Annotated in this window: 28 protein-coding genes and 2 pseudogenes; 16 read left to right on the forward strand and 14 right to left on the reverse strand. The window is 61.1% G+C overall.

Features of this window, described 5'->3' with window-relative positions; translation table 11 throughout:
* Positions 1–84: 84 nt before the first annotated feature.
* Positions 85–711, reverse strand: coding sequence for a DUF2062 domain-containing protein (locus tag AC1D0I_RS02315; RefSeq protein ID WP_477305687.1), 627 nt, complete (start codon positions 709–711; stop codon positions 85–87).
* A 288-nt stretch (positions 712–999) separates the two neighbouring features.
* Between AC1D0I_RS02315 and AC1D0I_RS02320 the strand changes: the two genes are divergently transcribed.
* A complete protein-coding gene (locus AC1D0I_RS02320) occupies positions 1,000–1,221 on the forward strand; it encodes a DUF768 domain-containing protein (RefSeq protein ID WP_184873625.1) in 222 nt (73 codons plus the stop codon).
* A gap of 115 nt (positions 1,222–1,336) precedes the next feature.
* Here AC1D0I_RS02320 and AC1D0I_RS02325 read toward each other — a convergent pair whose 3' ends face one another.
* Entirely contained in the window at positions 1,337–1,837 is a 501-nt protein-coding gene (locus AC1D0I_RS02325) for a cupredoxin domain-containing protein (protein ID WP_184873626.1), read from the reverse strand.
* Between the two features lie 148 nt (positions 1,838–1,985).
* Positions 1,986–2,288, reverse strand: a complete 303-nt coding sequence (locus AC1D0I_RS02330) for a cupredoxin domain-containing protein (RefSeq protein WP_184873627.1) — start codon at positions 2,286–2,288, stop codon at positions 1,986–1,988.
* Between the two features lie 310 nt (positions 2,289–2,598).
* Here AC1D0I_RS02330 and AC1D0I_RS02335 point away from each other — a divergent pair.
* Both AC1D0I_RS02335 and AC1D0I_RS02340 read left to right on the forward strand, forming a co-directional pair.
* Positions 2,599–2,715: pseudogene (locus AC1D0I_RS02335) on the forward strand (transposase); the annotation flags it as partial.
* A gap of 509 nt (positions 2,716–3,224) precedes the next feature.
* On the forward strand, positions 3,225–3,395 hold the full coding sequence (locus AC1D0I_RS02340) for a hypothetical protein (RefSeq protein ID WP_477305690.1): 171 nt from the start codon (positions 3,225–3,227) through the stop codon (positions 3,393–3,395).
* Positions 3,396–3,490: 95 nt separating this feature from the next.
* On the opposite strand, the gene AC1D0I_RS02345 is transcribed toward AC1D0I_RS02340, so the two are convergent.
* Complete coding sequence (locus tag AC1D0I_RS02345; protein WP_184873629.1) at positions 3,491–3,766, reverse strand: hypothetical protein; 276 nt, start codon at positions 3,764–3,766, stop codon at positions 3,491–3,493.
* A gap of 37 nt (positions 3,767–3,803) precedes the next feature.
* Entirely contained in the window at positions 3,804–4,103 is a 300-nt protein-coding gene (locus AC1D0I_RS02350; RefSeq protein WP_477305692.1) for a hypothetical protein, read from the reverse strand.
* A gap of 1,408 nt (positions 4,104–5,511) precedes the next feature.
* On the opposite strand from AC1D0I_RS02350, the gene AC1D0I_RS02355 reads away from it, so the two are divergent.
* Together AC1D0I_RS02355 and AC1D0I_RS02360 are read left to right on the forward strand one after the other, a co-directional pair.
* The gene (locus AC1D0I_RS02355) at positions 5,512–5,727 is read left to right on the forward strand and encodes a hypothetical protein (protein WP_477224900.1); all 216 of its coding nucleotides are present in this window, start codon (positions 5,512–5,514) and stop codon (positions 5,725–5,727) included.
* 80 nt (positions 5,728–5,807) lie between these two features.
* Positions 5,808–6,044 (forward strand): hypothetical protein, encoded by a 237-nt coding sequence (locus tag AC1D0I_RS02360; RefSeq protein ID WP_457151013.1) that lies wholly within the window; start codon positions 5,808–5,810, stop codon positions 6,042–6,044.
* Between the two features lie 112 nt (positions 6,045–6,156).
* Here AC1D0I_RS02360 and AC1D0I_RS02365 read toward each other — a convergent pair whose 3' ends face one another.
* Both AC1D0I_RS02365 and AC1D0I_RS02370 read right to left on the reverse strand, forming a co-directional pair.
* Positions 6,157–6,312, reverse strand: coding sequence for an entericidin domain-containing protein (locus AC1D0I_RS02365; protein ID WP_457154839.1), 156 nt, complete (start codon positions 6,310–6,312; stop codon positions 6,157–6,159).
* A gap of 1,016 nt (positions 6,313–7,328) precedes the next feature.
* Positions 7,329–8,132 (reverse strand): hypothetical protein, encoded by an 804-nt coding sequence (locus tag AC1D0I_RS02370; RefSeq protein ID WP_477302903.1) that lies wholly within the window; start codon positions 8,130–8,132, stop codon positions 7,329–7,331.
* Between the two features lie 512 nt (positions 8,133–8,644).
* On the opposite strand from AC1D0I_RS02370, the gene AC1D0I_RS02375 reads away from it, so the two are divergent.
* Positions 8,645–8,845: a hypothetical protein gene (locus AC1D0I_RS02375; RefSeq protein WP_477224902.1), complete on the forward strand. Its 201-nt coding sequence runs from the start codon at positions 8,645–8,647 to the stop codon at positions 8,843–8,845.
* 1,353 nt (positions 8,846–10,198) lie between these two features.
* Here AC1D0I_RS02375 and AC1D0I_RS02380 read toward each other — a convergent pair.
* Positions 10,199–10,504 (reverse strand): hypothetical protein, encoded by a 306-nt coding sequence (locus AC1D0I_RS02380; RefSeq protein WP_477392786.1) that lies wholly within the window; start codon positions 10,502–10,504, stop codon positions 10,199–10,201.
* Positions 10,505–10,867: 363 nt separating this feature from the next.
* Here AC1D0I_RS02380 and AC1D0I_RS02385 point away from each other — a divergent pair, with 363 nt between their 5' ends.
* Both AC1D0I_RS02385 and AC1D0I_RS02390 read left to right on the forward strand, forming a co-directional pair.
* Complete coding sequence (locus AC1D0I_RS02385; protein WP_477224904.1) at positions 10,868–11,125, forward strand: hypothetical protein; 258 nt, start codon at positions 10,868–10,870, stop codon at positions 11,123–11,125.
* 103 nt (positions 11,126–11,228) lie between these two features.
* Positions 11,229–11,735, forward strand: a complete 507-nt coding sequence (locus AC1D0I_RS02390) for a hypothetical protein (RefSeq protein WP_477224905.1) — start codon at positions 11,229–11,231, stop codon at positions 11,733–11,735.
* A gap of 523 nt (positions 11,736–12,258) precedes the next feature.
* Here the strand turns inward: AC1D0I_RS02390 and AC1D0I_RS02395 are convergent.
* The 6 genes and pseudogenes from AC1D0I_RS02395 to gshB all read right to left on the reverse strand — a co-directional run bounded on the left by AC1D0I_RS02395 (position 12,259) and on the right by gshB (position 16,738).
* On the reverse strand, positions 12,259–12,465 hold the full coding sequence (locus AC1D0I_RS02395; protein WP_477302895.1) for a hypothetical protein: 207 nt from the start codon (positions 12,463–12,465) through the stop codon (positions 12,259–12,261).
* 135 nt (positions 12,466–12,600) lie between these two features.
* The gene (locus tag AC1D0I_RS02400) at positions 12,601–12,807 is read right to left on the reverse strand and encodes a hypothetical protein (protein ID WP_477224907.1); all 207 of its coding nucleotides are present in this window, start codon (positions 12,805–12,807) and stop codon (positions 12,601–12,603) included.
* Between the two features lie 210 nt (positions 12,808–13,017).
* A complete protein-coding gene (locus AC1D0I_RS02405; RefSeq protein ID WP_477224908.1) occupies positions 13,018–13,221 on the reverse strand; it encodes a hypothetical protein in 204 nt (67 codons plus the stop codon).
* Between the two features lie 122 nt (positions 13,222–13,343).
* Positions 13,344–13,634 (reverse strand): hypothetical protein, encoded by a 291-nt coding sequence (locus AC1D0I_RS02410; protein ID WP_477224909.1) that lies wholly within the window; start codon positions 13,632–13,634, stop codon positions 13,344–13,346.
* A 1,740-nt stretch (positions 13,635–15,374) separates the two neighbouring features.
* Positions 15,375–15,614: pseudogene (locus AC1D0I_RS02415) on the reverse strand (magnesium chelatase domain-containing protein); the annotation flags it as partial.
* 182 nt (positions 15,615–15,796) lie between these two features.
* On the reverse strand, positions 15,797–16,738 hold the full coding sequence (gene gshB, locus AC1D0I_RS02420; RefSeq protein ID WP_457150892.1) for a glutathione synthase: 942 nt from the start codon (positions 16,736–16,738) through the stop codon (positions 15,797–15,799).
* A gap of 237 nt (positions 16,739–16,975) precedes the next feature.
* Here gshB and AC1D0I_RS02425 point away from each other — a divergent pair, with 237 nt between their 5' ends.
* The 8 genes from AC1D0I_RS02425 (at position 16,976) to AC1D0I_RS02460 (ending at position 25,542) form a co-directional block, all read left to right on the forward strand.
* A complete protein-coding gene (locus AC1D0I_RS02425; RefSeq protein WP_477392788.1) occupies positions 16,976–18,262 on the forward strand; it encodes a glycosyltransferase family 2 protein in 1,287 nt (428 codons plus the stop codon).
* Complete coding sequence (locus tag AC1D0I_RS02430; protein WP_095083708.1) at positions 18,259–18,657, forward strand: GtrA family protein; 399 nt, start codon at positions 18,259–18,261, stop codon at positions 18,655–18,657. The genes AC1D0I_RS02425 and AC1D0I_RS02430 overlap by 4 nt, the downstream gene beginning before the upstream one ends.
* Before the next feature lie 100 nt (positions 18,658–18,757).
* On the forward strand, positions 18,758–20,584 hold the full coding sequence (locus AC1D0I_RS02435; protein ID WP_477392790.1) for a GtrA family protein: 1,827 nt from the start codon (positions 18,758–18,760) through the stop codon (positions 20,582–20,584).
* A gap of 153 nt (positions 20,585–20,737) precedes the next feature.
* Positions 20,738–22,087, forward strand: coding sequence for a putative bifunctional diguanylate cyclase/phosphodiesterase (locus AC1D0I_RS02440; RefSeq protein ID WP_477392792.1), 1,350 nt, complete (start codon positions 20,738–20,740; stop codon positions 22,085–22,087).
* 215 nt (positions 22,088–22,302) lie between these two features.
* Complete coding sequence (locus tag AC1D0I_RS02445) at positions 22,303–23,070, forward strand: SDR family NAD(P)-dependent oxidoreductase (protein WP_457150887.1); 768 nt, start codon at positions 22,303–22,305, stop codon at positions 23,068–23,070.
* Entirely contained in the window at positions 23,067–24,026 is a 960-nt protein-coding gene (locus AC1D0I_RS02450; RefSeq protein ID WP_477392794.1) for a 2-dehydro-3-deoxygalactonokinase, read from the forward strand. The genes AC1D0I_RS02445 and AC1D0I_RS02450 overlap by 4 nt, the downstream gene beginning before the upstream one ends.
* Entirely contained in the window at positions 24,023–24,661 is a 639-nt protein-coding gene (locus AC1D0I_RS02455; RefSeq protein ID WP_477392796.1) for a 2-dehydro-3-deoxy-6-phosphogalactonate aldolase, read from the forward strand. The genes AC1D0I_RS02450 and AC1D0I_RS02455 overlap by 4 nt, the downstream gene beginning before the upstream one ends.
* Complete coding sequence (locus AC1D0I_RS02460; protein ID WP_477392798.1) at positions 24,661–25,542, forward strand: SMP-30/gluconolactonase/LRE family protein; 882 nt, start codon at positions 24,661–24,663, stop codon at positions 25,540–25,542. The genes AC1D0I_RS02455 and AC1D0I_RS02460 overlap by 1 nt, the downstream gene beginning before the upstream one ends.
* Positions 25,543–25,600: the final 58 nt, after the last annotated feature.

The following is a 25,600-nucleotide window of genomic DNA, read 5'->3' on the forward strand; positions in this document are numbered from 1 at the left end:
CTCTGGGTCTCGACGAGAGCTGAGCCCTTTCGGCGTTCAAGGCGCGCATCGCCAGGAACTGGTGGACGCTAAGATCGTCGAACATCAGGGCAGGATCGCACCAGAACGGCGATGTAGAGCAGGCAGAGGGGGCGATAACGCGTTGTCTTCTTGCTGAACGGGCCGGCTCCCCTTTTCGGCCAGTCGCTTACGCCTCTGTTCGCGGAAGGCTGTCATGCCATAGCGGGTGATGCCATAGAACAACAGGCCAAAAATCAGCCCGAGTGGCACCGCACCGCACAGCATGGGCTTTAAGACCGGTGCCCACAGTTGCGAAATTGAAAGGGTCTGCAACATCTCACTCAGATGGGCTGGCCGTTCTTGACTTTGCATGTGGCCGTGCAACATGATCTTGCCGGTCTCCCAAGTCGCTCCCACAACAAGTGGGAAGGTCAGCGGATTGCCAAAGACAAATGTTCCTAACCCTCCCGCCACCATGTTTCCTGAGATCAGCCAGCACACAATGGCGGCAATGGCGAAATGGGATCCTACCGGAAAGAATGACGCGAAAACGCCCGCCGCGACCCCAGCCGCGACGGCGTGCGGAGTGGCGTTCAGCCGGAGGATGCGCTTTGAAAAATATTGAAGCGAGCGCGAGAACGAGCGGCGCGGCCACATATAAATGCGTAAGCGCTCGAAGCGACCATCAGGATTTCGGCGTCTAAAGAGCACTCTCTTGCCCCCTTACAACGCAGTCTGGAGTTGAACGGATTGATGTCGTCTCTCTCAAAAAAAACGCAGCCTGTGCTGCTTTGTTCCGAATTTCTTATTAGCCGCGAGACCAATAGAAAACGGTAAACGCGGATAGCAATGACTAATCCCTCGTCGCCCCGCGCGGCTCTGGCAAACCCAAGAGCCTAGCAAGCGCTCTGGCCGCCCGCCACCTTGCGCAAATGTTCGTGTCAACATAGCTGGGTCACGCGCGCTGCTGTGGATCAGTTTGAAAATGGCTGCTCTTGGATGAGCACGCGTGGCAACGACTTTTGTACAAATGGATATTGCGCAAACGTTACAGAAGCGGCGGGCGCAGACATCATTTCAGTTGCCGAGCTCACGCAAAAGCTGTTCGCCGACGCCAAGTCGATAGGCATCTCAAGCACAGAGATCGAGGAAGACAGCGGCAGCGTCTATAAGACAATCGTTGACGCCATCGTGCATCACGAAGCTGGCGTGGCGGATTGACGAGCGGATGACCGACAAGCCCGTAACAACCTACGTCGTGAGCGTTTTCGAAAAGCCGCATTGGCGTACGCCGAAGGCGAAGCACTAAGAGATTCTGCAGAAACAACGGCCTTCCTTATGGATCGACGGTGAATTCGGCCCACATGCCGGCTCCATAGTGACCAGGCACGTTGCAGATAAGCAGGTATTTTCCAGCCTTCAGATCGACGGTCAATGTGCCTGATTTGCCGGGATCGAGTTCCGAAACTTCGCCCTTGTCGCCAGCCTTGTCTTCGTCGACCCGGTTCTCGTTCTCAAGATAGGGAAGCGGCTTGCCAGGTTCGGCAAGGTACATCACGATCATTTCGTGGACCGTGTCCTTGGAGTCATTGATCACTTTGAATGTGACCTCCCCGGCCTTCACAGCACCCGGCGAAGCCTTGATGCCCATGGTCGCTTTGGCGATATCGAGTCCTTGTGTTGCATAGGCGAGCCCCATTGCCATCTCAGTGCTCGCGCCCTTGTCCCACAGCGATATCTGGACAAGCGAAGCAGCCTGGACGGCGCCGGCATGGCCGGCCATCAGTATTGTGGCAGCAGCGAGCCCGAGCGCTGCCCTTCTCAATATACTTTTCATGACGATCTCTCCATCGGGACGGCAGCGGAGGCGCTCTACGTCCCCGTCACTATTCGTTCATGAAGGTCACCCACGGTCCTTGCGCCAGATCAAACCGCGCGCCACCATGCGCCTTGCGACGGCTCGGATGCTCGGGCTCGAGATGCCGCTATTTCGTCGCGACCGTGCCCTTCATCGAGCTGTGGATCGCACAATGGAATGCGTGTGCGCCGGCAGCTGATATCTTGACCTTGGCACTCTTGCCAGTGGCGAGATGGCCAGTGTCGAAGGAGCCGTCGAGCGCGGTGGCGGTATGCGTCATCGAGTCGGCATTGGTGAAGGTGATGGTATCGCCAACGGCGATCGAGATTTTCGACGGATTGAATTTCATGCCCTTGATCTGGACCGCATGATTCGCGGCGTAGGCTGGCATGGCAAAGGCAAGAAGAGCAAGAACGAGCATGGTGCGCATGATGGATTTCCTCCTGAGCGCGAACCCTCATCCTACGCTAACGCTGGCGTAAGGCCTGTTATGCCCACGAAGCCGAAACTTTTTTGCGCACGCGTCGTGCGGGCGTTGAGGTTCCTCCGCGAGCCCTGCATCTCGTTGCCGTCGATGATGCCGCTTCGCCTTCGCGCAGCTAACCATCCTGCGGTCGCGCCTTCCGCAGCCTCACCCCGGCGCCGCCGCCATTCTCGGGGATGAACTCTACGCCAGCCGTTTCGAGGGCGCGTTCAATAGCGGCTAAGATCGCAGCGCTCCGATCTGCTTCAGCCCATATCTCTACCGCGCACGCAACCGCGTAGAGCGGTTCTTCAACAAGATCAAGCAATGTCGTTGGGTGGCAACGCGCTACGATAGGCTTGCCGCCAACTACCTTGCCTTCGTTCAACTCTAATCAGGCTATGGCTGCGCCTTAAATGAGTCCGCGTCCTAGCTGCTAATGGAACGGAAACGGCTATTCTCCAGACGCCGCGTCTAATCAACTAGCACGATGAACGGTTTGTGCTTCGGCCGTTCCTGCCAAATGACTTGACGCAGATCGGGCATGTCGACCGTCTGGCCGCAGCTAATGATCAATGCGCATGACGTGAATGGCGCGGGTCCTGTGGCATTACTTGTCACCAGCCTTGGCTGAACACGACCGTTCCGTCGTCTTTGCGGACTTCTACTGAGACCACGCCATCGTTCCGGCGTCTCGCCGGGAGGTCGCATGGCCCTTGGCGGTCTTATAGTCGTTGAACGGCGTCTGTCCCAAGATGCCTGTCTTCGTGTACCAAATCACTGTGTAAGCCACCATCACCCTCCAATGTACTGCCGAGCCTAAAGCGGACAAGCCGGCCCAATAAAGACCGGCTTGTCCGCAGCCGAAAAAGCTCGCGCAAACTGAGTACGTTATGCACTGTGATGGACGTGGTGGACGTGGTGGACGTGGTGGATGTGGTGGATGTGGTGGTAATGATGGTGGTAATGATGGATATGGTGGTAATGATGGTGATGATGGTAGTTTGCCGGCTGCTTGTCGTGAAGGCGATGCGGGTTGGCGGCGTTTGCCACGCCCACGGCCAGTGGCAATGAGAGGGAGAGTGCCGCTGCGAGGGCGTACATCAGGGGCTTTTTCATAACGTGTTCCTTTACGTGTCTGTTACTGGTTTGAATTATGCGCGCTAAGATCAGGTCTTGGGGGCGTCTTTCTTCACAGCCTTCTTAGGTGCCTTCTTGACCGGGCACTTGTGCGTCTTGGTCGGCTTGCAGGACGCGGTCTTCTTAGAGGCCTTTTTCGGAGCTGCCTTCATCGGAGCTGCGGTGGCCGGAGCAGTAGCTGCCGGCGCGGTGGTGGTCGAAGCAGCCGGAGCAGCGGTCGTGGTGGCGGCGGCGTTGCCGAGAGCCGGCATCGAGAAGGCGAGCGCGACGGCGAGACCGGTTGCGGAGAGGAGAGACTTTTTCATGGCTTCGTTTCCTTTGTATGCGGGTCGAGTTTGAGTGTTACTGAACCGGGTCGTTCGGTGTGACACTAAGCAGCTTCAGAGCGTTGGCGAGCATCCGGATACCCTGTGCCTGTTTCTTGGCGGCGCAGTACCGATTGCCCTTTCTCTGAAGTGCCTTTGCCGCGGTGACCTTCGTTGCCGTGGCATGAGTTTCGAGGGCTTCATCAAGCTGGTGGCTGAGATTGGTGCAACGCTCGCTCCGGGTAAGGGCGGGCTTTGCATCCGACTGTTCGACCGCCGCTGCCACGAGCGACATGGCGAACACCGCACTCATCAAGCTGGTCGAAATTTTTGTCATCAGGTCCGAAGAGCCCTCAACGACTTTCGGCGGCCCGTGGTGTGGCCGCGAGCCATGATGCGCTCCGTATTTGTCTGCGATGTTTCTGAATTGTTTCTGGATTGTAGAGAATTGTTTCCGCCTGATGTTTCACCCCAAGGGGCCTTTTGTGCGTTTCAACGGGGCCGTGCCGGGCGCACGGCGTGGTGTGACGCGCGTGATCTGGATGACTTGACGGAACATTAGCGACTTCTAAATATTCTCGCTTACGGAAGGCGGTGCCCTCCATCGCTTGCCGAAGATCGGGTGTCCTCCTGATCGGCCCGCGCTAGCCCGCAAGCGGCGCGGGCTTCAGTGAGGAACAGGATGATCTACAAACCTGCCACAACCTACATCGTCAACATATGCGAATGCGGGTCAGGCGGAAGAAGGATGGTCCCTCTCGTGCCGAGGGCAAGAGAGGAAAGCTTGGCTGCCGCCAGACCAAGTCGCTTCCGGCAAACAAAGCTCGCCATGTAATAGTGACTGGAAGCCGACTTTCCACCGAGAACGGTGCGACCCGGCGCCCCTCTTTTGACACTGAACAAACCAAAAGGGCGCCGAGTCTTTACCGGCGGCGCTTTGAGGGAAGCGGCGCCGAGAAGTGAGCATAGCGCTCTCGCTAGAGTTGTCGGAATACAACCTTTAGGATGATGGCCGCTGCTGCCTACATCCTGATCGAGACATACGACAACAGGTAAATGATCGCGATGGTCGCCGTAGCGAGTACGACCCATACGCCCAAGCTGCTCATGCTTCCTCGCTCTGGCAAGCAAGGCGTTGGGATGGAGGACGCCGGCCCAGGCGGAAAAGGTACTACAAGCACAAGCTGAAATAATCGAGATGCAGACGGCTACGGTGTGATCGCGGAACCAACCTCCAGCCGCGCCGTTTGTGTCGGGCGCTGCCCGAAACTTGCACCCAGGCCCTTCCGGCCTTGCATTTGCCCGATGCTTCTCCCCGAGGCAGCGGGCTAATAGGCACTCAATGCGCAGTGCTCTACCTTCGTTGGCCAATTTTGGTAGCGGGGAGGCCCGACCGGCCTTCATGGTGACGCAGGATTGCGGGGCCGGGCCTGCGCCGGACATTGTTGGGATGCCGGGCAGGTGGCCTGCGCGGTCCCCGGAATACCAGGCCCCCCTAAGCACCGGCCTTTACCTTACCACGCCTGCCAGTCCCGCCATGTGTCGTGTGCCGACCGCATGCACCGAATGGTCCCCTAACGGCGACCGATGTCGTCAAGTCGATCATACATCCATTCGCGAGCGCTAATAAGGGAAAAAGGCGTGAAACGGTTTGGCTAACACAACCGTTCATCACGGCGCTCTAAAGCACGGAACATTTTAGCATGAGCCGCATTCCATCGGTCAGTTAGCCAAGGGAGGCTTTCTTGACCCAACGACGCGTCGACAAGGAACGGATTGACCGCGCTGATCGCGAATCGAAACTGACGATCGAGGCTGAGCGTCTAGCGAGAGATGCCAAGACGGCGCGACTGCGCGAGCAGCGCCTTTCTGTGGAAGCATCTATCGAAAAGACGGCTCCGGTCAAACGTCGTCAACCGGCAGCCAAGAAGCCAGGTCGGAAGATTATCGAGGTCGACTAGCACGCGTGGGAACCGAACGCTAAGCACGCACGCATTGCTCCAGGATTTTCGAGAGGAAGATTGAAGGCTATATCAGCCGGATGGCAAAGGGCTGGACGTTTCAATCACTGATCGACGCGAAGATGACGGTGACGGCGTTTTGCCATTACGCGCCTTGCAACCATAGCCAGTCGCTCGACCTAGTGAAGCTCCGCGATCGGTTCGGACCGGATGCGCCGGCAATGGCAGATGACCTCGTTCGAAAACTGAAATGCGGCAGGTGTGGCGGCAGGAAAGTCGGCCTGATCTATACGCCGGACAGCAGTCCCGGCGCCTAAAAGGGGAAATCCAAGGGCAATTAGTGAAGCGCGAGCACAACGCGCTTCGGCCTGAAAAAGAAAGGGCCGCCCAATCATGGCGGCCATTCACTTGGGCAGACCACCGCGAGGCTCAGTTCGCGGCGGTGGCAACTCTCTTGCCGGCGTTCTGGGTAGCGTTGACGGTGTTGGCAGCATCCTTGCCGGCGCCACGGATTGTGTTTGCGCAGGCCGATACCAAAAGCGCACTGGCGAGCAGCGCGATGACTGCATATGTGGATGTTTTCATGGACGGTTTATCCCTCTCTCGGTAGACTCGCCCTACAGCAACGAAAGCCGGCTCAGTCTGGTTCCATGGCCAAGCCACAAAGAGGAAAACAGACCAAGCGCGCGAGGTGTTGGCCGTCAAGGAACAGCCGGTTACTGTCCACAGGCTTGGCGCGATATATGAGTTGGCGGCTTCTGATCGGGCCGCTCTTTGCCGAGGCGCGGGAAGAGATAGCCGACAACCGTGTTCGAGAAAAGGGCCTTTGCCATGGCGAAGGAGATCGGCGACAAGGTGAGGATCGAGGAGATCACGCCAAAGCCGAAGAGGCGATAAGGTCGTTACTTCTTCGGCGTCTGAGGTGGCACTAGTGTGACATAAGGTGTCCTCGGCTCCCTTGCCGGGCTCCCGGTAATACGGTGCCGACTCGCCGGGTGGTCCGAGCGATTTGAATTTGAAGCCGGGCCTTGGGAGGATCGATTGGGAACCCCGAAAGGGGAGGATCGAACCCCTTCGGCGTTACTAATCTTCATCGCCATTGTGACGCCTGCATGAAGCCAACCAAGGTGCTAAATATATGCAGATTGACTAAAAATAAGCAGTTCCGTTGATGTCGCCATTGCCAGTGCTTCGCGTCCGAGCTTGATCGTGCTGCAAACATTACCGGGCACACCTCGTTGGCCCGTGCTCTGCCTCCCCCGTCAGGGCGCTGCGGCATTGTCAGGTTCGCAGGGGGGCTGGCCTTTGAAGGCACGAGCAAGGCATCCATACTTGTCGAACGTCTGACCGGTTTCCCTCGCAGCTTTGGCCATACCACAGCCCGAAATGGCCAGGCAGGAGAGCAGAGCAATCGCGGTTCTCTTAGCGAGCATCGATTTCTTCCTCAGTGGCGGGCTTCCGTTTTTGCCGCGTCCAGCTCCTTGAAGGCGCCAGAACCGGTAGTCGGCTTCCCGTCCAGCAAAGCGCGCCTCCAAGGCGCAGCAGGCCGCTGCGGTCGGCGCTTCAGGTCCACATTCAACGCCGGAATTCCTTTACTTGCCTCACTGCGGAACGTGCAGCAGGTCACGCAGGTGGATCGGCAAGCTGGGCGAAGCGCCCAATTCGGCGCAACTCGCCTCCCATCGCCCGAGATACTCGCCGATCGGCACACCCGTGCGGCCGGGCCAGCGGTTGAGTGCGCCGAGCGCCTCGACGCACTGCGGCGCGCGGTCGTATGCGGCAAGGATGGTCACAGACATCGCCCGGGCGAACGGATTGAGGGCGGGCATCTCAATCTCGCCGCGATGGTCGGCGAACCACGCCGCGGCGTCGCGCGTCAGCCCCTGGCTGCCGGCGAGCGCGGAATAGCCTCGGATGATGTTCTCGCGGTACGCGGCAATGGCATCGCCGAAAGCGTTGTCGCCGGTGAACGGCGGGTTCTCCTTCCAGTCCTCCGCCAGACGCCCGAGGCCGCGCAGCGAGAATGCTTCAACCATCGCTTCCTCGAGCCACTGGCAGGGCGTTGCCGGCTTGGCATCCGGCTGCCAGCTATTAGCAAACACGTGGCCGAGCTCGTGTCCGAACTGGTAGGTTAGCTTCGACCAATCGCGCTCCCCGATGTCGACAATGATCCAGGCCATGCTGCTGCCGTCGGGATGCAGCCAGACCGCCGGCGTGCCGGAAGTGTGCTCGTCGACACGCAGGCGCGTCGGCTGGCGGTCGGAGAGCAGGCGGACGCCGTCAAGGCATGCATGCCGCATGCGCTCGACGACCTGATCTGCTGCGCCATCCAGCATGCGGCCCCAGTCGCCGGCAAGCTCTATAGGAGCGGTGAGGAGGATTTTTGAAGTTTCCGTCGTCGTCATCGGTTCCTCATCGCACGTTTGTTGATGCGCAACGCCCCGCCGGCGCTCTAAAATGCCGACCGGCGCGCATCATTGCCCGCGCAATCGCAAGCTGCTTTTCCGATGTCGCTGCGTTCACGCTGTATCAGGCCAAGCTGCCGGCCGACCTGCCATCGCTGACTGCATGATCGCCTGGCTGGCCTTCAACCGCCTGCCCCTTCGACTAGAATGCGCGCTTCCCGCATGAGCGATGGCCAATTGTGGGGCCCAACGAAGGCGATAAGCTCGCGTGCTTGTGCTTCGGTGATGCCTGTCTCTTTGACCAAGCGCTGAACTGCAACGGTTACAGCGCTTAGCGGTACTTCGGTCATGCTAAGGCGCAACGTAGCAAGGGGCTTCTAGTTCCGTAGATAAATGACTCGCTAGCCCACTGTCGGAAGCGTACACTCCCGAAGTCGCCCGCACCTTGCTCGGCAAACGGGCGCTTGGAAGTCAACTCAGGTGCTCCCGCCCAACTAACGCGGGAGGCTCTTGTGGCCCAAGCTTGTCAGCGAGAATCTGAAGCCGTTTCTGCCTTTGATTGCGACGTCATTCGCGAGGCGTTCAAAAAGTTCGTTCTCGAAGAGAACATCCCAGCCGATCAATGGCGCAATCATGCCACGGCTTTGATCCGCGCCTTTACCGGCTTGGAGGAAATCGACTCCGAGATGCTCGAATGGATTGTGCGGAAGTAGCCAGCACTGTGGTTCCTGACTAACAAATTACGAGTGCGTTCCGCGAAGGCGCAATGGAACATTAGAGCATTCTAATAGTTGTTTGGTTGGCAGGGGCAACCAACATCCCCGGCAAGTCCCCATGATCCCTAAGGGACGGCCCGCCGCTGCCGTGAATGGAGCGGCGGGTTCTTAAAGGTTACGGACTTATGATGGCGAGATGAGCACACGCGGCGTCAACTTCCTGCACAAATGACGGGGAAGGAAGTCGAGTTCATCCCGTGGAACACCACCGGACCGGTGCGGCCTCCTACGGCTGGGTAGCGGCGATCAAAGGCGCGATGACCAATCGGGCGCGTCCGCTTGTAAAAACAGATATATGCCGACCACGATTAGTACCGCCAGCACGATCCAGATCGTGAGCTTCATCTTGTCCATGCCGGGCAGGTAATCAGTATGGGTCCGCGCCGCAATTCAAATGGCCGTGTGCGAATTAAATTGAAAACCTGCCACCGTGAGGCTCGCTGTACCTCATTCGGATGTACCTCATAGGGCCATCTTGCATTCCGTGTGCGCCATTTGCACTCCATCAGCAATGTTCCGCTTCTGGGAAACCCTCACGCGCGACGCCGAGCGGTTGGCTTTCGACGAGAAGAAGAAGGCCGGAGACCTAAGGCGCAGACTGGAACTGCACGATGAAGCCAAGGCAAAACTGGAATCCGATCTGGACGACAAGGTCGCCGCGGGTGCCCGCTTAGATACGTATCAGCCCCTTATAGACGATACGCCTCAATGTCCGCGCTGCTGGGTATGGCGAGGAAGGCAGGAGCCCATGGTTGACCACGGCAGACGAGACCAGAATTTGTACAAGTGCCATGAGTGTGGGTACCTCGCGTTCTCGTGTCTTGAAGAGGCCCGCCACCGCTAGGCAGTGGGCTTCATTCCATGAAACCTGCGGTTTGATCACGTTCGGCCCACTAGGTTGACGGGACATTAGTGACTTCTAAATATTCTCGCTTGCGGCAGGCGGTGCCCTCCATCGCTTGCCGAAGATCGGGTGTCCTTCCTGATCGGCCCGCGCCCCCGCAAGCGGCGCGGGCTTTCAGCGGGGGAAAGAGATGCCTGAAAAGCCGGTAACGACCTTCGTCGTGAGCGTGTTCGAGAAGCCGCATTGGCGCACCCTGCTGACCACCAAGGACAAGGCCAAGGCGCTGGCCTGGGCAAGGGAGATCGGCGACAAGGTGCGGGTCGAGGAGATCACGCCGAAGGGTGAAGAGGCACTGACAGCTTTAGCCTGCCAATGCATGCCCTATGGCGATGCCCAGGCCGATAGCAAGGCCGCCAGCCGCGATTCTGTGAATCCCCACCTTGGCGTTATCGCACCAGTAGATCGTAGCTCGGTTCCTCACAGTGATAGACGCGGCATTGGCCGTCGCGGGTTGGAACGGCGGCGGACATCGGCACGTCGGGCCAGTCGCACTCATTGCCGAACTGGCGCACATAGCGGTCATATGTGTTGGGGCCGGTGGTCAGCACCACGGCGTGCCGGCTCTGGATCAACTGCTGAAGCTGCTCGCAGCTCATCGTGCGCGTGTCGGGCCGAGCCTCGGCGACACTCGTGGCACAACAAACTGCTATCCCGGCAAGAAAGGCGATCGACGGACTTTTCGTGGCCAACATAACGGAACTCCCGATCATGGTCCGCAGCATCACGCCAAAGCTTCGCTCCCGCAAGGGCGCGCTTGCAACAACGGGGCATGGCTTAAGCCACAGGCAAGCGCCAGGACGCGCGGGGCGCGTCGGCGGTGTAGGAGAGCGGGCGACGAGAAACGCGCGCTGGCGGGCTCTGTAGCACTGAATCAGACCCTCCCGCGCCTAAGGATATCGGCAAGGTGCCCCATAACGGGTCAACAGGTCTGGCACCGCAATTGCATTGACAGACATGGGGTTGGGGTACCCGTCGCTTCGCAAATGAGGCGGCGGGCCTTGCTAAATGAGATTTCCATGAGGGAGCCGTTGGGGAACGGCCAGTGGGGTAGGCCAGTGTTTTTTCCGCAGTTCCTGGTGGGGATGTTCACCACGTCGGCCGTAGTGGCGATCTGGACTTACCTGGCAACGGGTTCGTTCTGGAGGGCGATGGCCTGGACCTTCCTCGCCTTGATCATATTGCAGGTTGGATATCTGCTGTTGGCATATGGCCTTTTCTATCTACGCCCGACGAAGGGCATAGAAGAAAAACCGGAGCCTCCTCAGCCCATTCGTCGCGATGGTGGTGTTTCATCACCAGGCAGCCGACCATGACCGACAAGCCCTCCACAACCTACGTGGTGAATGCTGCAAGGTAAGGCGCCCATGCCGGCCTGGAAACCGACGTTCGATCGACAATGACAAGATAGCGCGCGCCATGTGGGGCATGTGGGACTTAAGTCTGATCGAAAAACGCAATGGTCTTACCGATGACGTTGCGTGGAACAGCCTACGTTTACGGATGTTGTTTCTCGGAAAAGTTCGGAGAATTCAGATGGATAGAAGCGTTCGACAGCGCGTTGGAATGACAGAACGGCGGATAGCAATCAAGGAAGGCTATGCAAACAACGAAAGCCCGAAAGTTATAGCCACACGGCTTAACTGTAGCGTGGCTTCTGTTAAGGCTACTGCCAGCCAGTTGGGCATCACCCGCACCCAGAAAGCCGCGGCAGACTTTCGGCGTGGCTTCGCAGTCCCCGCAGATATGCTGGTGTACTACAAGAAACTGTTGGCCAAGCAATTCAGCGCCAAGGAAAGTGGAAAGCTGCTGGGGTTGGTCTCGGAACAGGGTGAAATGAGCGAACGCACAGTGCAAGAGAGTGAATTATTTGATTACCGCCAAGACGCCAATTGCTGTCTGCTAGCTGTTTCGTGGATGCGATGAACGTGCCCGCGCAAGTTGCGCAGATCACAGGCGCGCTCGGGAGATCGCTGGATTTGAAATCGCGGCGAAACCCCGCCGGCCACGAGCAGTCCGCCGCGTGCCCCCACGCGACGGACCTCTGATGGAGCGGCTACACCCCAAAGGAATCAACCGCTTGTAGTTTGTATTGTGAACAGCGGGATCGCGTTAGCCTATGGTTTGATCGCGGAAGCCCAAAGGTGCGGATTGAGGAGATCACGCCGAGGCCGAAGAGGCGCTAGCCCTTCTGCGGGTTCATGAACCATAGGATTGCTGCGGCGGAGATCAGGATAGAAGCAATAATCGGCCGTCCCCGACGCTTACATCAGAGGGAGCAAAAAAGATCCCGTTAAAGCCCGGTGAAGCCCAGGTGCAAAGTCCAACGATCATAAACATCGCCGCGATCGACTTATTCACAATCTACCCCCTCCCAAAAACTGCATCCTCTCCAAAGGATGCAGCGCAAAGCTTCGCCCCCCCCGTAAGGGCGGTCGGCGACAGTCAGCTATTTTATGATTGTCGGGTGAGGCTTGCCACTGTCGCGAAGAGCCTTCGCCAGCTTGTCGAACAGGTGCGGGTTGCCTCTGGCGCTGGCGGCATCTGCGTTCACCGTCGAAAGACCCTGGCCCTCGATGCTCAGATGGATCTCCTTTTCACCGTCGAACCACACGCCGATCTTCGGATATGCAGTCTTCCCGCTACGCTCCGCCATGACTCGTTCCCCTTTTCAACCTCACCCCGGCGCCGCTCGGCGGACAACCCTAGCGCAACAGCAAGTAGGCGCCCATGCCGGCCATCAGGAGGCAAGCGGCCATCCCGATCATATCGCGCTGCCTTTAGCGCCAGATCATTGGACCGTCGGCTTCGGTATGAACTTGGGCGATTGTAGATCGCGGCCCAATTTAGTTGCCTGAGCGGGTCTGAGGATGACCGGGACAACATCGCCTTCGGTCGGGAACAGTAGTAGAACGACGCCTCCGACTGCTTCACTCATGGCCACCTCCCACTTGTCGATGGCAATTGCTTGCTTCTCGCTGTTGATCTCTGCTGCCATTGGATTGCCCCATCTCTTTATTTCCCCAAGGGCAGCATCGCGCAACCTGTGCGCGAAGGCAAGCTTAGGAAGAAGAAGGCCGGCGCCAGAGGGGGAGGTTGCCTGAAAGGCGCCGGCCAAGCGGAAAAGGTCCGCCGCAGCGTTAGATTAGCTGAGTCTTGACGCTGCGTCATGCCGGCAAGTGTCGAGGCGCAATCGCTGCGATGCTCCTTACTCTGCCGACCCATTGTCGGCAAAGGGTGAGGCGCTCGGGACGCACTGCAGCGACCAACCGGCCGGCGCTGGCTGTTTCTGATATTCGGTGATGGCGGTAGAGCATTGTTCACGCGTGTCGAAGGTGCTTGGCAGCACGACCAATCCTCCCTGCGGACCGGCGATTACCAGATACCAGATCAACGCTGTGGTCGAAGCCATGGTAGATTCCTTCTTCCACCCGCTCGGGAGCCGCGATGGGTCGGACGACGCCAATTAGACTTCGGCCGGGTGGCGAAAGCATGGCCGGCGCGCAAGTTGGGTGTAATCGCGGAAGCCTTTGCTCAAGCGCTCCCGTCTGTCTCGCTTTCTTCATCGATCATCCGGACCGGCAGATAAGCGTTCGTTTCCAGCCACTCCCGCAGCACGATCTGAATGAGATCCGACTTACCGATACCCATTTCGGCGGCTATGGAATTGAGCGCATCTTCTGTCGCCGGTTCCAGTGGCACGCCTGCGACGTTCCGGAGCATCAACGCAGCGCGGCGAAGGATGATCTGCAGATCCGCACGCGGTATATCCGCAATGCGGTCGGCGGCACTCTCAAGCTCTTCGGCGATGGATGCTCGGGTCATGATCGAAGCGCCTCCGTATCGCGCGTTACAGAAACCGATGTGCTATCCAGACCAGCACTAGGCCAATGACCGCTGCAAAGATCCCGGTGCTCTCAGCCTTTTTTCGGGGCCTCCCAGGCTTCCGCTTTTCTCCCGACGTCTGCACATCCACCCAGCCATCTAACAGCTTCGTGGTTATTGTCGTCTTTCCAGTCTTGTTGCTGTGTGTGGTCGTCTGACGTTTGCCCTGCTTTGTCGTGGTGGACGATAAGCTCCCGTTCTTGTCGTAATTATAGGTGATGCCGCCCAGCCTCTTTCGCCTGCCGCGACGCCTCATCGTCATTATCTGCCCCTCTCGCTGTCCCATTCCGCAAGCATCGCGCCTCAGCCAGCCGGCAATAGCCAAAGCTGCGAAGAGATATCGCTTGCGCATAGAATTTGTTCCCGCAGCGTGCAGTGAACTGCAAAAGGTTCGCCATCGCAAGGCGGCCAAGAGCTGATTGCGCAAGTAGCTTATTGGACCGTCATCTGCTTGCGCCATTCCCACGGCCTTTCGAACGATCCGTCCCACATACCGCGCTTGGCTGCCTGGGCCTCGTTCTGAGCCTTTGTGTAAAATCCTGCGCTGTATCGCGGCCAATCAAGCGCGTACCCTCGTCTACCCTGCAAAGACGCTGGCCGATCTCGCGGCGAAGGAGCGAGTGCATCGCACGTGGGAATTTGACGGCCAGGACTTCAATTGCATCATGGATGACATTGCTCGGTTGGCTAGCAAGACGATCTGAACAAATGCCCTTCGGACACTTGAGGCCCGCCGCCCACGGCAGCGGGCCTGTGTTTGCCCGACCGGGCCGTCACTCTCAATGGTTATGGGACTGCTGGAATCCGGCCACGTCGTATTGAGATACACTCTTCGGATTGTTTGAGTTCTGCGGTTGCTCGCCCGCGTAGTGTGTCCCCGCATTACAGTCGGGGTTGAAGGCTGAGCCCGGAGCGACAGCGGCGTGGCCAGGGGTAGCACTTCCTGTTGCAGTGGTTCCAATCGCTTGGCTGGGCTGGCCTGGCGACCCGGTTACGGTGTGGACATTGCCAGCTAAAGCCGTGCCGGCGGAGGCTACGAGCAAGCCCAGCATTGTCGGAATGAAGGGATGTTTCATGGCTGTTCTCCCAAAGCGTTTCGGTAGGGCGCTCGGATCTTGGGAGCACCCGGCGAACTAGCTTTTGGGACCACCACTCATCCGGAGGATCGCGAACTCGTGATGTCGCTGCCTCACGGTGTCGGGCTTTTTAAGGGCGCTTTGGGAACAAAGAGAGCGGCGATCCGGTTTCAGGGATGGGAGGAAGTGGATATGCAAAACAAAATCAAAGATCGGCCACCGAAGCAGCCCGACCCGAAGCAGACACCTGTCCGTCGTCTAGACAAGGAAGCGTCACCAGAGCCTAAGCATATCGATCCGCCACCGCGCGATGTGCGAGAGGCTCCGGCACCAAATCCAAACGGCGATAAGCATTAACCGCTGGCACCAATCTTGTGGCAAAAAAGTCACGCAGCTTGAATATGCAGGGCTTCAACCGGCGCGAGCTTATTATCCAGCTAGGCGAGGCGTACCGTTGTTTCGCGGGCATAGGGGACACCCGGCACTCCTCCCGAACTAGCGCCCGCTGCCTCTTCCCTGGTGGCGGGCTTTTTCATGGTGAGCATCTGGTGAGTGGGAATCCGCGCGGCTTCAAAAAGCCCGCAAATCAGCGGCCTGTGCCAAAGTAATGGCTGCCCTCCTTGGGCAGGTCCGCCGGGGCCAGATTGACGGTGACCTTCTTCGACGGCATCGACAGGCCCGAGGCATGCAGGGCCGCCTGCACCCGCTCGCGGCTTTCGGCCACCGCCTTGTCGGCCAGGCCGACGATATGCATGTTGACCTTGCCAGGCGCGATCATCACCTGCACGTCGACCGGCACGGCCTCGATGCCCTGGAAAGCGACCGTGCGAACCCGCGCCACCATTCGTGCAAACCCCGATATGGGCTAGCCCCAGCCCGTACGAGGCCACGAACGGCCCCGTGAGGAGACAATCACAGTTTCCCGGTCAAATCAAGAACATTACAAGAACACTCGGCCCCGCCGGTCGCGGCCGGGTTGTGCCCGGTTGAAAAAGCGGAACATGGTTAAGACAAAATGAAAACGGCTTACTTCCGCTTGTCCTCGACCGCGTCCCAGAACAGGCTGGCGATGTCGGCGCCGCCAAAGCGCCTGACTTCGCGCACGCCGGTTGGCGACGTTACGTTGATCTCGGTCATGTAGTCGCCGATGACGTCGATGCCGACGAGGATGAAGCCGCGCGATTTCAGCGCCGGCCCGATGCGGGCGCAGATTTCGCGCTCGCGCGTCGTCAGCTCGGTCTTTTCGGCACGGCCGCCGACATGCATGTTGGAGCGGGAATCGTGCTCGGCCGGTACCCGGTTGATGGCGCCGACCGGCTCGCCGTCGATCAGGATGATGCGCTTGTCGCCCTTGCGCACATCCTTCAAATAGCGCTGCACGATATAGGGCTCGCGGAACATCTGGCCGAACATTTCGAGCAGCGAGGCAAGGTTGCGGTCGGCCTCCAGCATGTGGAAGATGCCGGCGCCGCCATTGCCGTAGAGCGGCTTGATGATGATGTCGCCGAACTCCTTGCGGAAGGCGGCGACTTCGAGCGGATCCTTGGTGATCAGCGTGTCCGGCATCAGGTCGGGAAACTCGGTGACGAAGATCTTTTCCGGGCTGTTACGCACCCACGCCGGGTCGTTGACCACCAGCGTCTTTGGGTGGATGCGTTCGAGGATATGCGTGGTGGTGATGTAGTTCATGTCGAAAGGCGGATCCTGGCGCAGCAGGACGACATCCATTTCCTCCAGATCGGTGCGCACCTTCTCGCCCAGCGAATAATGGTTGCCCTTCTCGTCGCGCACCTGCATCTCCTCGATGCGGGCAAACACCTTGCCCTCGCGCAGCGATAGCCGGTCGGGCGTGTAGTGGAACAGCTGATGGCCGCGCCGCTGCGCCTCCAGCGATAGCGCGAAGGACGTGTCGCCGGCGATCGACACGGTGGAGATGTGGTCCATCTGGACGGCGATTTTCAGCTTCATGGCAAGTCTCCGGCGGCTCGGATGGGCGACTGTCTTGCCTGTACAGGCTCACTGACCGTCTGCCAATCGCGACATTTTGAAGATTGGCATCAGACAACCGCAAGCCGTCGTGCCTTCCGATTGGAGACAAGGCGAGGCTGCGCGTCATCGCTTTCTTAAGCCTTGCCGTGCAACGGTAAGCCCGAATGCGCCCGGCCGAATTGACGCAGCGCCGGGCACTCGATGGAACAACGACCAATGAACGCCGTCACCGCCATCCGCGCCACCGCAACCAAACAGCTCGAACTCACCATTCTCATGCCGTGCCTCAACGAGGCCGAGACGCTCGCCGTCTGCATCGGCAAGGCGAAGGCATTTCTCGAAAAAGCGGACATCTCCGGCGAGGTGCTTATCGCGGACAATGGCAGCACTGACGGATCGCAGGCGATTGCCGCGCAGGGAGGCGCCCGTGTCGTCCCGGTGGCCCAGAAAGGCTACGGCGCGGCCCTTCTGGGCGGCATTGCCGCCGCCAAGGGCCGCTTCGTCATCATGGGCGATGCCGACGACAGTTATGATTTCGGCGCGCTGGAGGCCTTCGTCGCGCGGCTGCGCGACGGCGCCGACCTGGTCATGGGCAATCGCTTCCAGGGCGGCATCGAGGCCGGCGCCATGCCGCCGCTGCACCGCTACCTCGGCAACCCGGTGCTCAGCTTTGTCGGCCGCCTGTTCTTCCACATCAAGACCGGCGATTTCCACTGCGGCCTGCGCGGCTTCAGCGCCGACAGCATCAGGAAGCTCGACCTGCAGACCACCGGCATGGAATTCGCCAGCGAGATGGTGGTTCGCGGCGCCCTTGCCGGCCTGCGCATCGAGGAAGTGCCGACCACGCTCAAGCCCGACGGCCGCAGCCGGCCGCCGCATCTCAGGACCTGGCGCGATGGCTGGCGACACCTGAAGTTCCTGCTGGTCTACAACCCGCGCTGGATGTTCTTCATCCCGGGCACGGTGCTCGGCGGCCTTGGCCTGTTGTTCGCGGCGCTGCTGGTGTTCGGGCCGCTGCGCGTGATCGACAATCTGTCACTCGACCTCAACACATTCGTCGCCGCCTGCTTCATGGTCGTCACCGGCGTGCAGCTCATCACCTTCGGCGCCATTTCGCGATACTATGCCGAGATAACCGGCATCCTGCCGCCAAGCCGCCGTTCCGACTGGCTGACCAGGACCATCAGCACCGATCGGCTCGCCGCCAATGCCGGCATCTGCTTTGCCGGCGGCGTCTTGTTCTTCGGCTATGCCGTGGCGCGCTGGGCGCATCGCGGCTTCGGCCCGCTGGACGATTCCGAGATCCCGCGCATCGTCGTGCTGGGCCTGAGCCTGATCGTCATTTCATTGCAGGTCTTCTTCTCGGCCTTCCTGCTCGGAGTCTTGGAAATACCGGTCAAGCGGCTGAAGTCCGGCCGGGCCGGTCAATCGAGTGAACTGCCGGCCAATGAGTTGCCGGCCAGTGAATCGCCGGCTAACCAACAGCCGGCGCGCGACGCATGAGCGAGGCATTGCCGGTCTTTGTGCGGACGCGCCTGTTCCGGTTCCTGACGGTCGGCGTCGGCGCCGCATTGCTGCTGTTCGTCCTGTCGTGGCTCCTGGTATCGCTGGGCTTTTCGCCCTTCATTGGCAGCGTCGTCGCGTATGCGATCACCTTCGTTGTCGCCTATAGCGCACAGCGTGGCTGGACATTCGGCGGCCAGCACGATCATGCCAGCGCCATGCCGCGCTATCTCGCGCTGCAGGTCGGATGCGCCTTGTTTTCGGGCCTGGTGTCGCATCTGGCGGTCACCCGTTTCGGCATGTCGGCGCTTGCCATGTCGGCGCTGATGACGATTGCCGCAAGCACGGTGAGCTACATTCTGTCGTCGCTGTGGGTATTTCCGGCGCGCGATTGATGCATGGCGCCCAAAAGTGGCGCAAAATCGTCTCGCTTTACGCTTTGTGAAGCGGCCGGCGCTAGCGTGCGCCGATAGACACAGGCTGAAAGCCCCCTCCATGACCACCGCTCATACCGCGATGCTTTCCAAAGACGGGGCACGCGCCTCCTGGCGAGCGGACCTCGTGCTGGCGCTGCTTGCCACGCTCGGCTTCCTTGTCGTCAACGCCTGGGCCGGCTTCCCGGCGCTGACCAATGCCGGCGGCGACAATGACGATCTCCTGCGGCTGGTCGAAGTGCGCGACCTCTTGGCCGGCCAGGGCTGGTTCGACCTGCATCAATACCGGATGGGCCTGGAAGGCGGTTTCGTCATGCATTGGTCGCGGCTGGTCGATGCGCCGATCGCCGCCATCGTGCTCGCCGTATCGAGCCTGACCGGCAACACCTTGCTTGCCGAGAACGTTGCGCAGGTGGCGTGGCCGGCGCTGCTTTTCGGCCTGACCATGGTCTTCATCATTCGCGCCGCGCGCAGCTTTGCCGGCGATGGCGCGGTGCTGCCCGCAGTCATCGTCGGCGCGGCGGCGCTGTATTTCATCGGCATCTTCGAGCCGGCCGCGCTCGATCATCACAATGTCCAGCTGATGCTGACCGTCGCCAGCCTGAGTTTCCTGCTCGAAGCGCCCATGCGCCGTCCTGCGGCGTTGCTTGCCGGCCTGTGCGCCGCGCTGACCCTGGCCGTCGGCATGGAAACCGCTCCCTATGTCGCCGCCATAGGCGTCTGCGTGGCGACGCTGTTTGCCTTTGACGCATCGGGCGAAAGACTGATCGCCAGGGATTTCGGCCTTGGCTTTGCCGGCGTCGCGGCGCTTGTCTTCGTCGCAACCGTCCCGCTGTCGGCCTGGGGCCAGGCGCAATGCGATGCTTTCTCGACGATGCAGTTCGTCGTCGCGGCCCTTGCCGGAACCGGCCTTGCGGCGATCGCCTCGCTCGAAGCGGCCGGGCGCGGGCAGCGTCGGCTTTCGCTTGGCGTGCTCGGCGTCGTGCTCGGCGCTGTCCTCCTTTTGCTGTTCCCGCAATGTCTGGCCTCGCCCTATGCCGGGCTCGATCCGCGCCTGAAGACGTTGTGGCTCGATCATGTCGACGAGGCGCAGTCGCTGTTCCAGCTCGCCGCCCACGATCCCGCCGAGCTGGCGGCGCGCTATGCCACGCCGTTGGTGGCGCTGGTGCTGATGGCGTTGCGCCTGCGTCGTGGCGGCTGGCGGCGCCAGGACAGCCTTGTTGGCATGCTGCTGGTCGTGGCGTTCCTGGTCAGTGTCTGGCAAGTGCGCGGCTCGACATTCTCCATTGTCTTCGCGGTGATCCCGCTGTCGGCCTGGATTGCCAAGTGGCGGCAACGGGCCGAAACCAGCCCGTCGCGCGGCTCGGTGCTGCGGATGGCCGCGGCTTGGCTCATCTCGGTGAACTCGCTCTGGTCGGGCGCCGCCCAGGCGGCGTCGGCGGCGTTCGCCACCGGTGCAAAAATCACCAGCGACGCCAGTGTCGGCTCGAGCGTCGACCCGTCCTGCCAGGCCAAGGCCACCTTCGCCACACTCGGCAGGCTGCCCGATACCACCGTGCTTGCCGTCTCCAATATCGGATCGCCGATCCTGGTGTACTCCGGGCATCGCGTGTTCGCCGGGCCCTACCACCGCAACGTCGCGGGAGACTTGCTTGCGCTCGACGCTTTTCTCGGTTCCGATGCGCAAGCCAGGTCGATCGTCGGGGAGCATCACGTCGGCCTTGTCGCACTGTGCCGCGGCAACTCGGAAAGCCAGCTTCTGGCCTCCACCGCGCCGGACGGTTTTCTTGCCGGGCTGATGCGCGGCAACGTGCCGGATTGGCTGGAGCCGCTCGCGGACACCAAGGGCGCCTCGCTCGAACTCTACCGTGTCCGGCCCAAGGGCTGAAGATTGGCCTGAAACAAGGGCTGGACGCACCGCGCGTCGATCCCTCCGAACGCGACGCGCTTTACCCGCGAATAATCGATTTGGGGATACGTTTCCTAAAGGGTTTGCTGCCAGTCTGAGGCTAAATTCCGAAGTCACAAAACAGGGACACCGATGCAAACTTCGTTTGGCACCGGTCAGGCAAACAGGGAGAGCACGGATCTGGCGTTCACCGATCCGTTGACCGGGCTTGGCAACCATCGCCGCTTCTTCGACAAGGTCGATCGCCTGATCAGCGACCGTGCCGACGACCCGGCGCCGTTTACCGTCGGCATTCTCGACCTCGACGGCTTCAAGCCGATCAACGACCTGTTCGGGCACAAGGCCGGTGACGATATCCTGATCCAGGTCGCGATGCGGCTGCGCGCCTCGATGGACGGCCATTCCACCGTCTGCCGCATCGGCGCCGACGAATTCGCCTATCTCTACCCGATGGTGTTCAGCGAGGAGGCGGCGGCCGAGAAATCCCGCATGCTGATCGAAATACTTTCGGCGCCCTATGATGTCGGCGAACGCACCGCCAGGCTTTCCGCCTCGGTCGGCTGCTCGCTGTTCTATTCGGGCGACGAGACCACCGAGATCCTCATCAACAAGGCAGAGACGGCGCTCTATCACGCCAAGCGTTCCGGCCGTGGCCGCGTCGTCGTCTACACCCGCGAGATGGAAGAGGCGGCCAAGCGCGTCACCCGCATCGAACAGGCGCTGCGCCGTGCTGTCTCGGCCGGCGAGGTGGAGCCGCATTTCCAGCCTATCGTCGACCTCAACACGCGCCGCACCATCGGTTTCGAGACGTTGGCGCGCTGGACCGATCGCGATCTCGGCTCGGTGCCGCCAACGGTCTTCATTCCCATCGCCGAGGAGCGCGGCATCATCGGCCCGCTGTCGCAGCTGGTGCTGCGCAAAGCGACCGAAGCGGCCAGGAGCTGGCCGAAGGAGCTGTTCCTGTCCTTCAACCTGTCGCCCTCGCAGCTCGTCGACCAGAACACCGGCCTGCACATTCTGGCGATACTTGAGCGCACCGGCTTCGATCCGCGCCGGCTGGAGATCGAGATCACCGAGACCGGCCTGATGAACGATCCTGCCTCGGCCGAGAAGATCGTCGAGGATCTCCGCCGCGTCGGCATCCGCGTTTCGCTCGACGATTTCGGCACCGGCCAGTCCTCGCTCGGCCGCTTGCGCGAATTCCATTTCGACAAACTCAAGATCGACCGCGCCTTCGTCTCCTCCATTCTCGACGACCGCCCGTCCGAACACATCATCCGCGCCATTCTCGCCATGTGCGAGGGGCTCGGCATGGACGTGGTCGCCGAAGGCATCGAGCAGGAGGCGCAGGCCGACCGCCTGGTCCAGTTCGGCTGTGCCGGCGGGCAAGGCTATCTGTTCGGCAAGCCGGTCGATGCCGATGCCACGCTTGGCTACCTCCGCGATTCCTTCCGCGGCGCCTTGCGCGCCAACGCAATCTGACCGGCTAGCTCGAAGCGGTCCCGCAATCCCGATGGGGCAGCTGTGCGTCCGCTGCGGCGCATTGTCGTTTTGTCTGACATAAGCCCGCAATCCGTCGTTTCGCCCTTGCCCGCACGACATGTCTGGCTAGGATGCGCGCCGGCCTGACCACAGCGCCGCGCGTCCTTCAGGACGCGCAAAGGACGCTGTCGGGGTCATGCGCAGGGAGAAAAAATATGATGCCATCGGCGCATTTTGCCGACCTCGAGGGAGCCTCGGTGCTGATCACCGGCGGCGGCTCCGGAATTGGCGCGGCACTGACCGAGGGTTTTGTGCGCCAGGGCGCCAATGTCGCCTTCATCGACATCGCCGACGGCCCCAGCACTGCCCTTGCCGACCGCATCGAGAAAGCATTTGGTCGCCGGCCGCTGTATCTCAAGACCGACCTGCGCGACGTCGAGGCCTTGCGGACCTCGGCAGCCAGGGCGGCCGACGCGCACGGCGAAGTCACCGTGCTGGTCAACAATGCGGCGCTTGACGAGCGCCACGCCGTCGAAGACGTGACGGTGGAATTCTGGGACAACAACCAGGCGATCAATCTCAGACCGCATTTCTTCACCGCGCAAGCGGTGGCACCGGGCATGAAGCGGGCCGGCGGCGGCTCGATCATCAACTTCACTTCGACGTCCTACCTGATCAATCACCCCGACATGCCGGCCTACACCGCCGCCAAGGCCGGCATCCTCGGTCTGACCAAGGGGCTGGCCGGCAAGCTCGGCGTGGACGGCATCCGCGTCAACGCCATTGCGCCCGGCTGGGTGATCACCGAGCGGCAAAAGGAGCTCTGGGTGACCGAACAGGCGCTTGCCGCCCATGTCGCCAAGCAGTGCATCAAGCAGGTGATGCAGCCCGACGACATCGTCGGCACGGTGCTGTTCCTCGCCTCGGATGCCTCGCGCATGCTGACCGCGCAGATGCTGATCGTCGATGGAGGTTTCCTGTGAGCCCAGGGTTTGCCGGCAACGCGCCGGCGGTAGCCGTCGTCGACTGGGGCACGACCCGCATGCGGGTCTGGCTGATCGACAAGGGCGGCAAGGTCCTTGCCGAACGCCGTGGCGATGATGGTCTGATCACCGCCCAGCAAAAGGGTTTTTCGACCATTCTCGAAGGGCACCTCGCAGCCATGGCTGCGCCGGACGCGCTGCCCGTCATCATCTGCGGCATGGCCGGCTCTCGCCAGGGCTGGCTCGAGGCGCCCTATGTCACCGTTCCGGCGCCGCTCAGCGCCATCCTGGCGGGTGCGGCGAGGGTACCGGGCCAGCACCGCGATGTCCGCATCGTGCCGGGCCTCGCCCAGCGCCAGATCGATGCGCCCGACGTGATGCGCGGCGAGGAAACGCAGCTTGCTGGCGCCGGCCTGCCGGCCAAGGGGCGCCACCTGGTCTGCATGCCCGGCACCCATTCGAAATGGGTGCTGGTCGAGGACGGCGCGGTTGCCGGTTTCGGGACTTGGCCGACCGGCGAGCTGTTTTCGGTGCTTGCCGCGCACTCGATCCTGCGCCATTCGCTCGGCGAACATCCCAAGCCGGTCACCCCTAGCAATCCATTCTTCCGCAGTTGGTGCGAAACCGCACTGGCCGAGGCCGGCGATGTCACCTCGAGGCTGTTTTCCATCCGTGCCGCGGGCCTGCTGCAGGATCTAAGAGCCGACGATGCCGCCGCTTGCCTGTCCGGCCTGCTGATCGGTGGCGAGATCGCCTCGGCCAGCCGCCGCCATGGCGCTGGCGCCGAACCTGTCGTGCTGGTGGCGTCCGGTGCGCTTTCAGCGCTTTACCAGGCCGCACTCGGCCTTGCCGGACTTGAGGTCCGCACCGTCGATGCCGACGAGGCTGTGCGTGCCGGGCTCATCGAAGCGGCACGCGAGAACGGCATGATCGCCAGAACCGGAGCAGCCCGATGAACCAGACCGCACCCTTCCCGAAGCTCAAGCGCGGCCTGGTCGCCATCCTGCGCGGCCTCAAGCCGGTCGAAGCGATCGCCATCGGCCAGGCGCTGTTCGACGCCGGCATCGAGGCGATCGAAGTGCCGCTGAACTCCCCGGAGCCGTTTTCGTCGATAGCCCGGATCGTCGAAGTGCTGCCGAAAACGGCACTGGTCGGCGCCGGCACGGTGCTGACGCCGACCGATGTCGATGGCTTGCACAAGGCTGGCGGGCGGCTACTGGTCAGCCCCAACATCGATGCCGAAGTGATGGCGCGTGCGATGCACTACGGCATGGTCACCATGCCCGGCGTGTTCACGCCCTCCGAAGCCTTCCAGGCGATCCGGCTCGGCGCTTCGGCGTTGAAATTCTTTCCGGCGAGCGTGCTCGGCGCCAGCGGCATTTCAGCGATCCGTGCGGTGCTGCCGGCGCAGACATTGGTCGGCGCCGTTGGCGGCGTTTCGGAGAAGGACTTTGCCGGCTACAAGGCGGTTGGGGTGACGGTGTTTGGTCTCGGCTCCAGCCTGTTCAAGCCTGGCATGAGCGTCGACGAGGTGGCTGCGCGCGCGCATGCCGCCGTCGAGGCCTGGGATGCGGTGTTCGGAGAAGCATGATGAGCGAAGCGATCGTTTCGGTTTTTTCCGACCACATCTGCCAGCTCGGCGAAGGGCCAAGCTACGATCCAGTCACCGATGCGCTGTTCTGGTTCGACATCGTCAATGGCCAGCTTCTGGAAAAGCCGGTGGCCGGCGGCGCGCTGAAAATCCACGAGCTTGGCCAGATGGCAAGCGCCATCGCCATCATCGACGACCAGCGCCAGCTGATCGCCACCGAGACCGGGCTTCATGTCCGCGATGTCGCGACCGGCACCATGACGCTGCACACACCGATCGAGGCCGACAATCCCGCCACCCGCTCCAACGATTCCCGCGTCCATCCCTGTGGTGCCCTGTGGACCGGCACGATGGGCAAGGCGGAGGAAAAGGGAGCCGGCTCCATGTACTGGTTTTTCAAGGGCGAGCTTCGCCGGCTGTTTTCGGACATCACGGTCTCCAACTCGATTTGCTTTTCGCAAGACGGCGCGCTCGCCTACTACACCGACACCTCGACCGGACTGCTGATGCGCGTCGACTGCGACCCGGCGACCGGCCTGCCCACCGGCGAGCCGAAAGTTTTCGTCGATCACCGCTCGTCCAAGGGTTATGTCGACGGCTCGGTGGTCGATCGTGACGGCGTGCTGTGGAACGCCGTCTGGGGCGGCAAAGTGGTCAAGGCTTATGCTCCTGACGGCACGCTGCTGCGGTCCGTCGCCATGCCGGTGACACAGCCATCCTGTCCGGCCTTTGTCGGCAAGAACGCCGACCGGTTGGCGGTGACATCCGCCTGGAAGGGCAAGGACGAGAAGCAGCGCAAGCTCGATCCGCAGGCGGGCATGACCTTCCTGCTCGACATCCCTGTCAACGGCCGTTTCGAGCCGCGCGTGCTGATCGCCTGATTGAACACGGTCGGCGGTTGCGTTGTCACGTAACCGCCCGACCCGGTCGGTTTCGCGG

The sequence above is a fragment of the Mesorhizobium sp. P2_D1 genome (genome assembly GCF_056404455.1).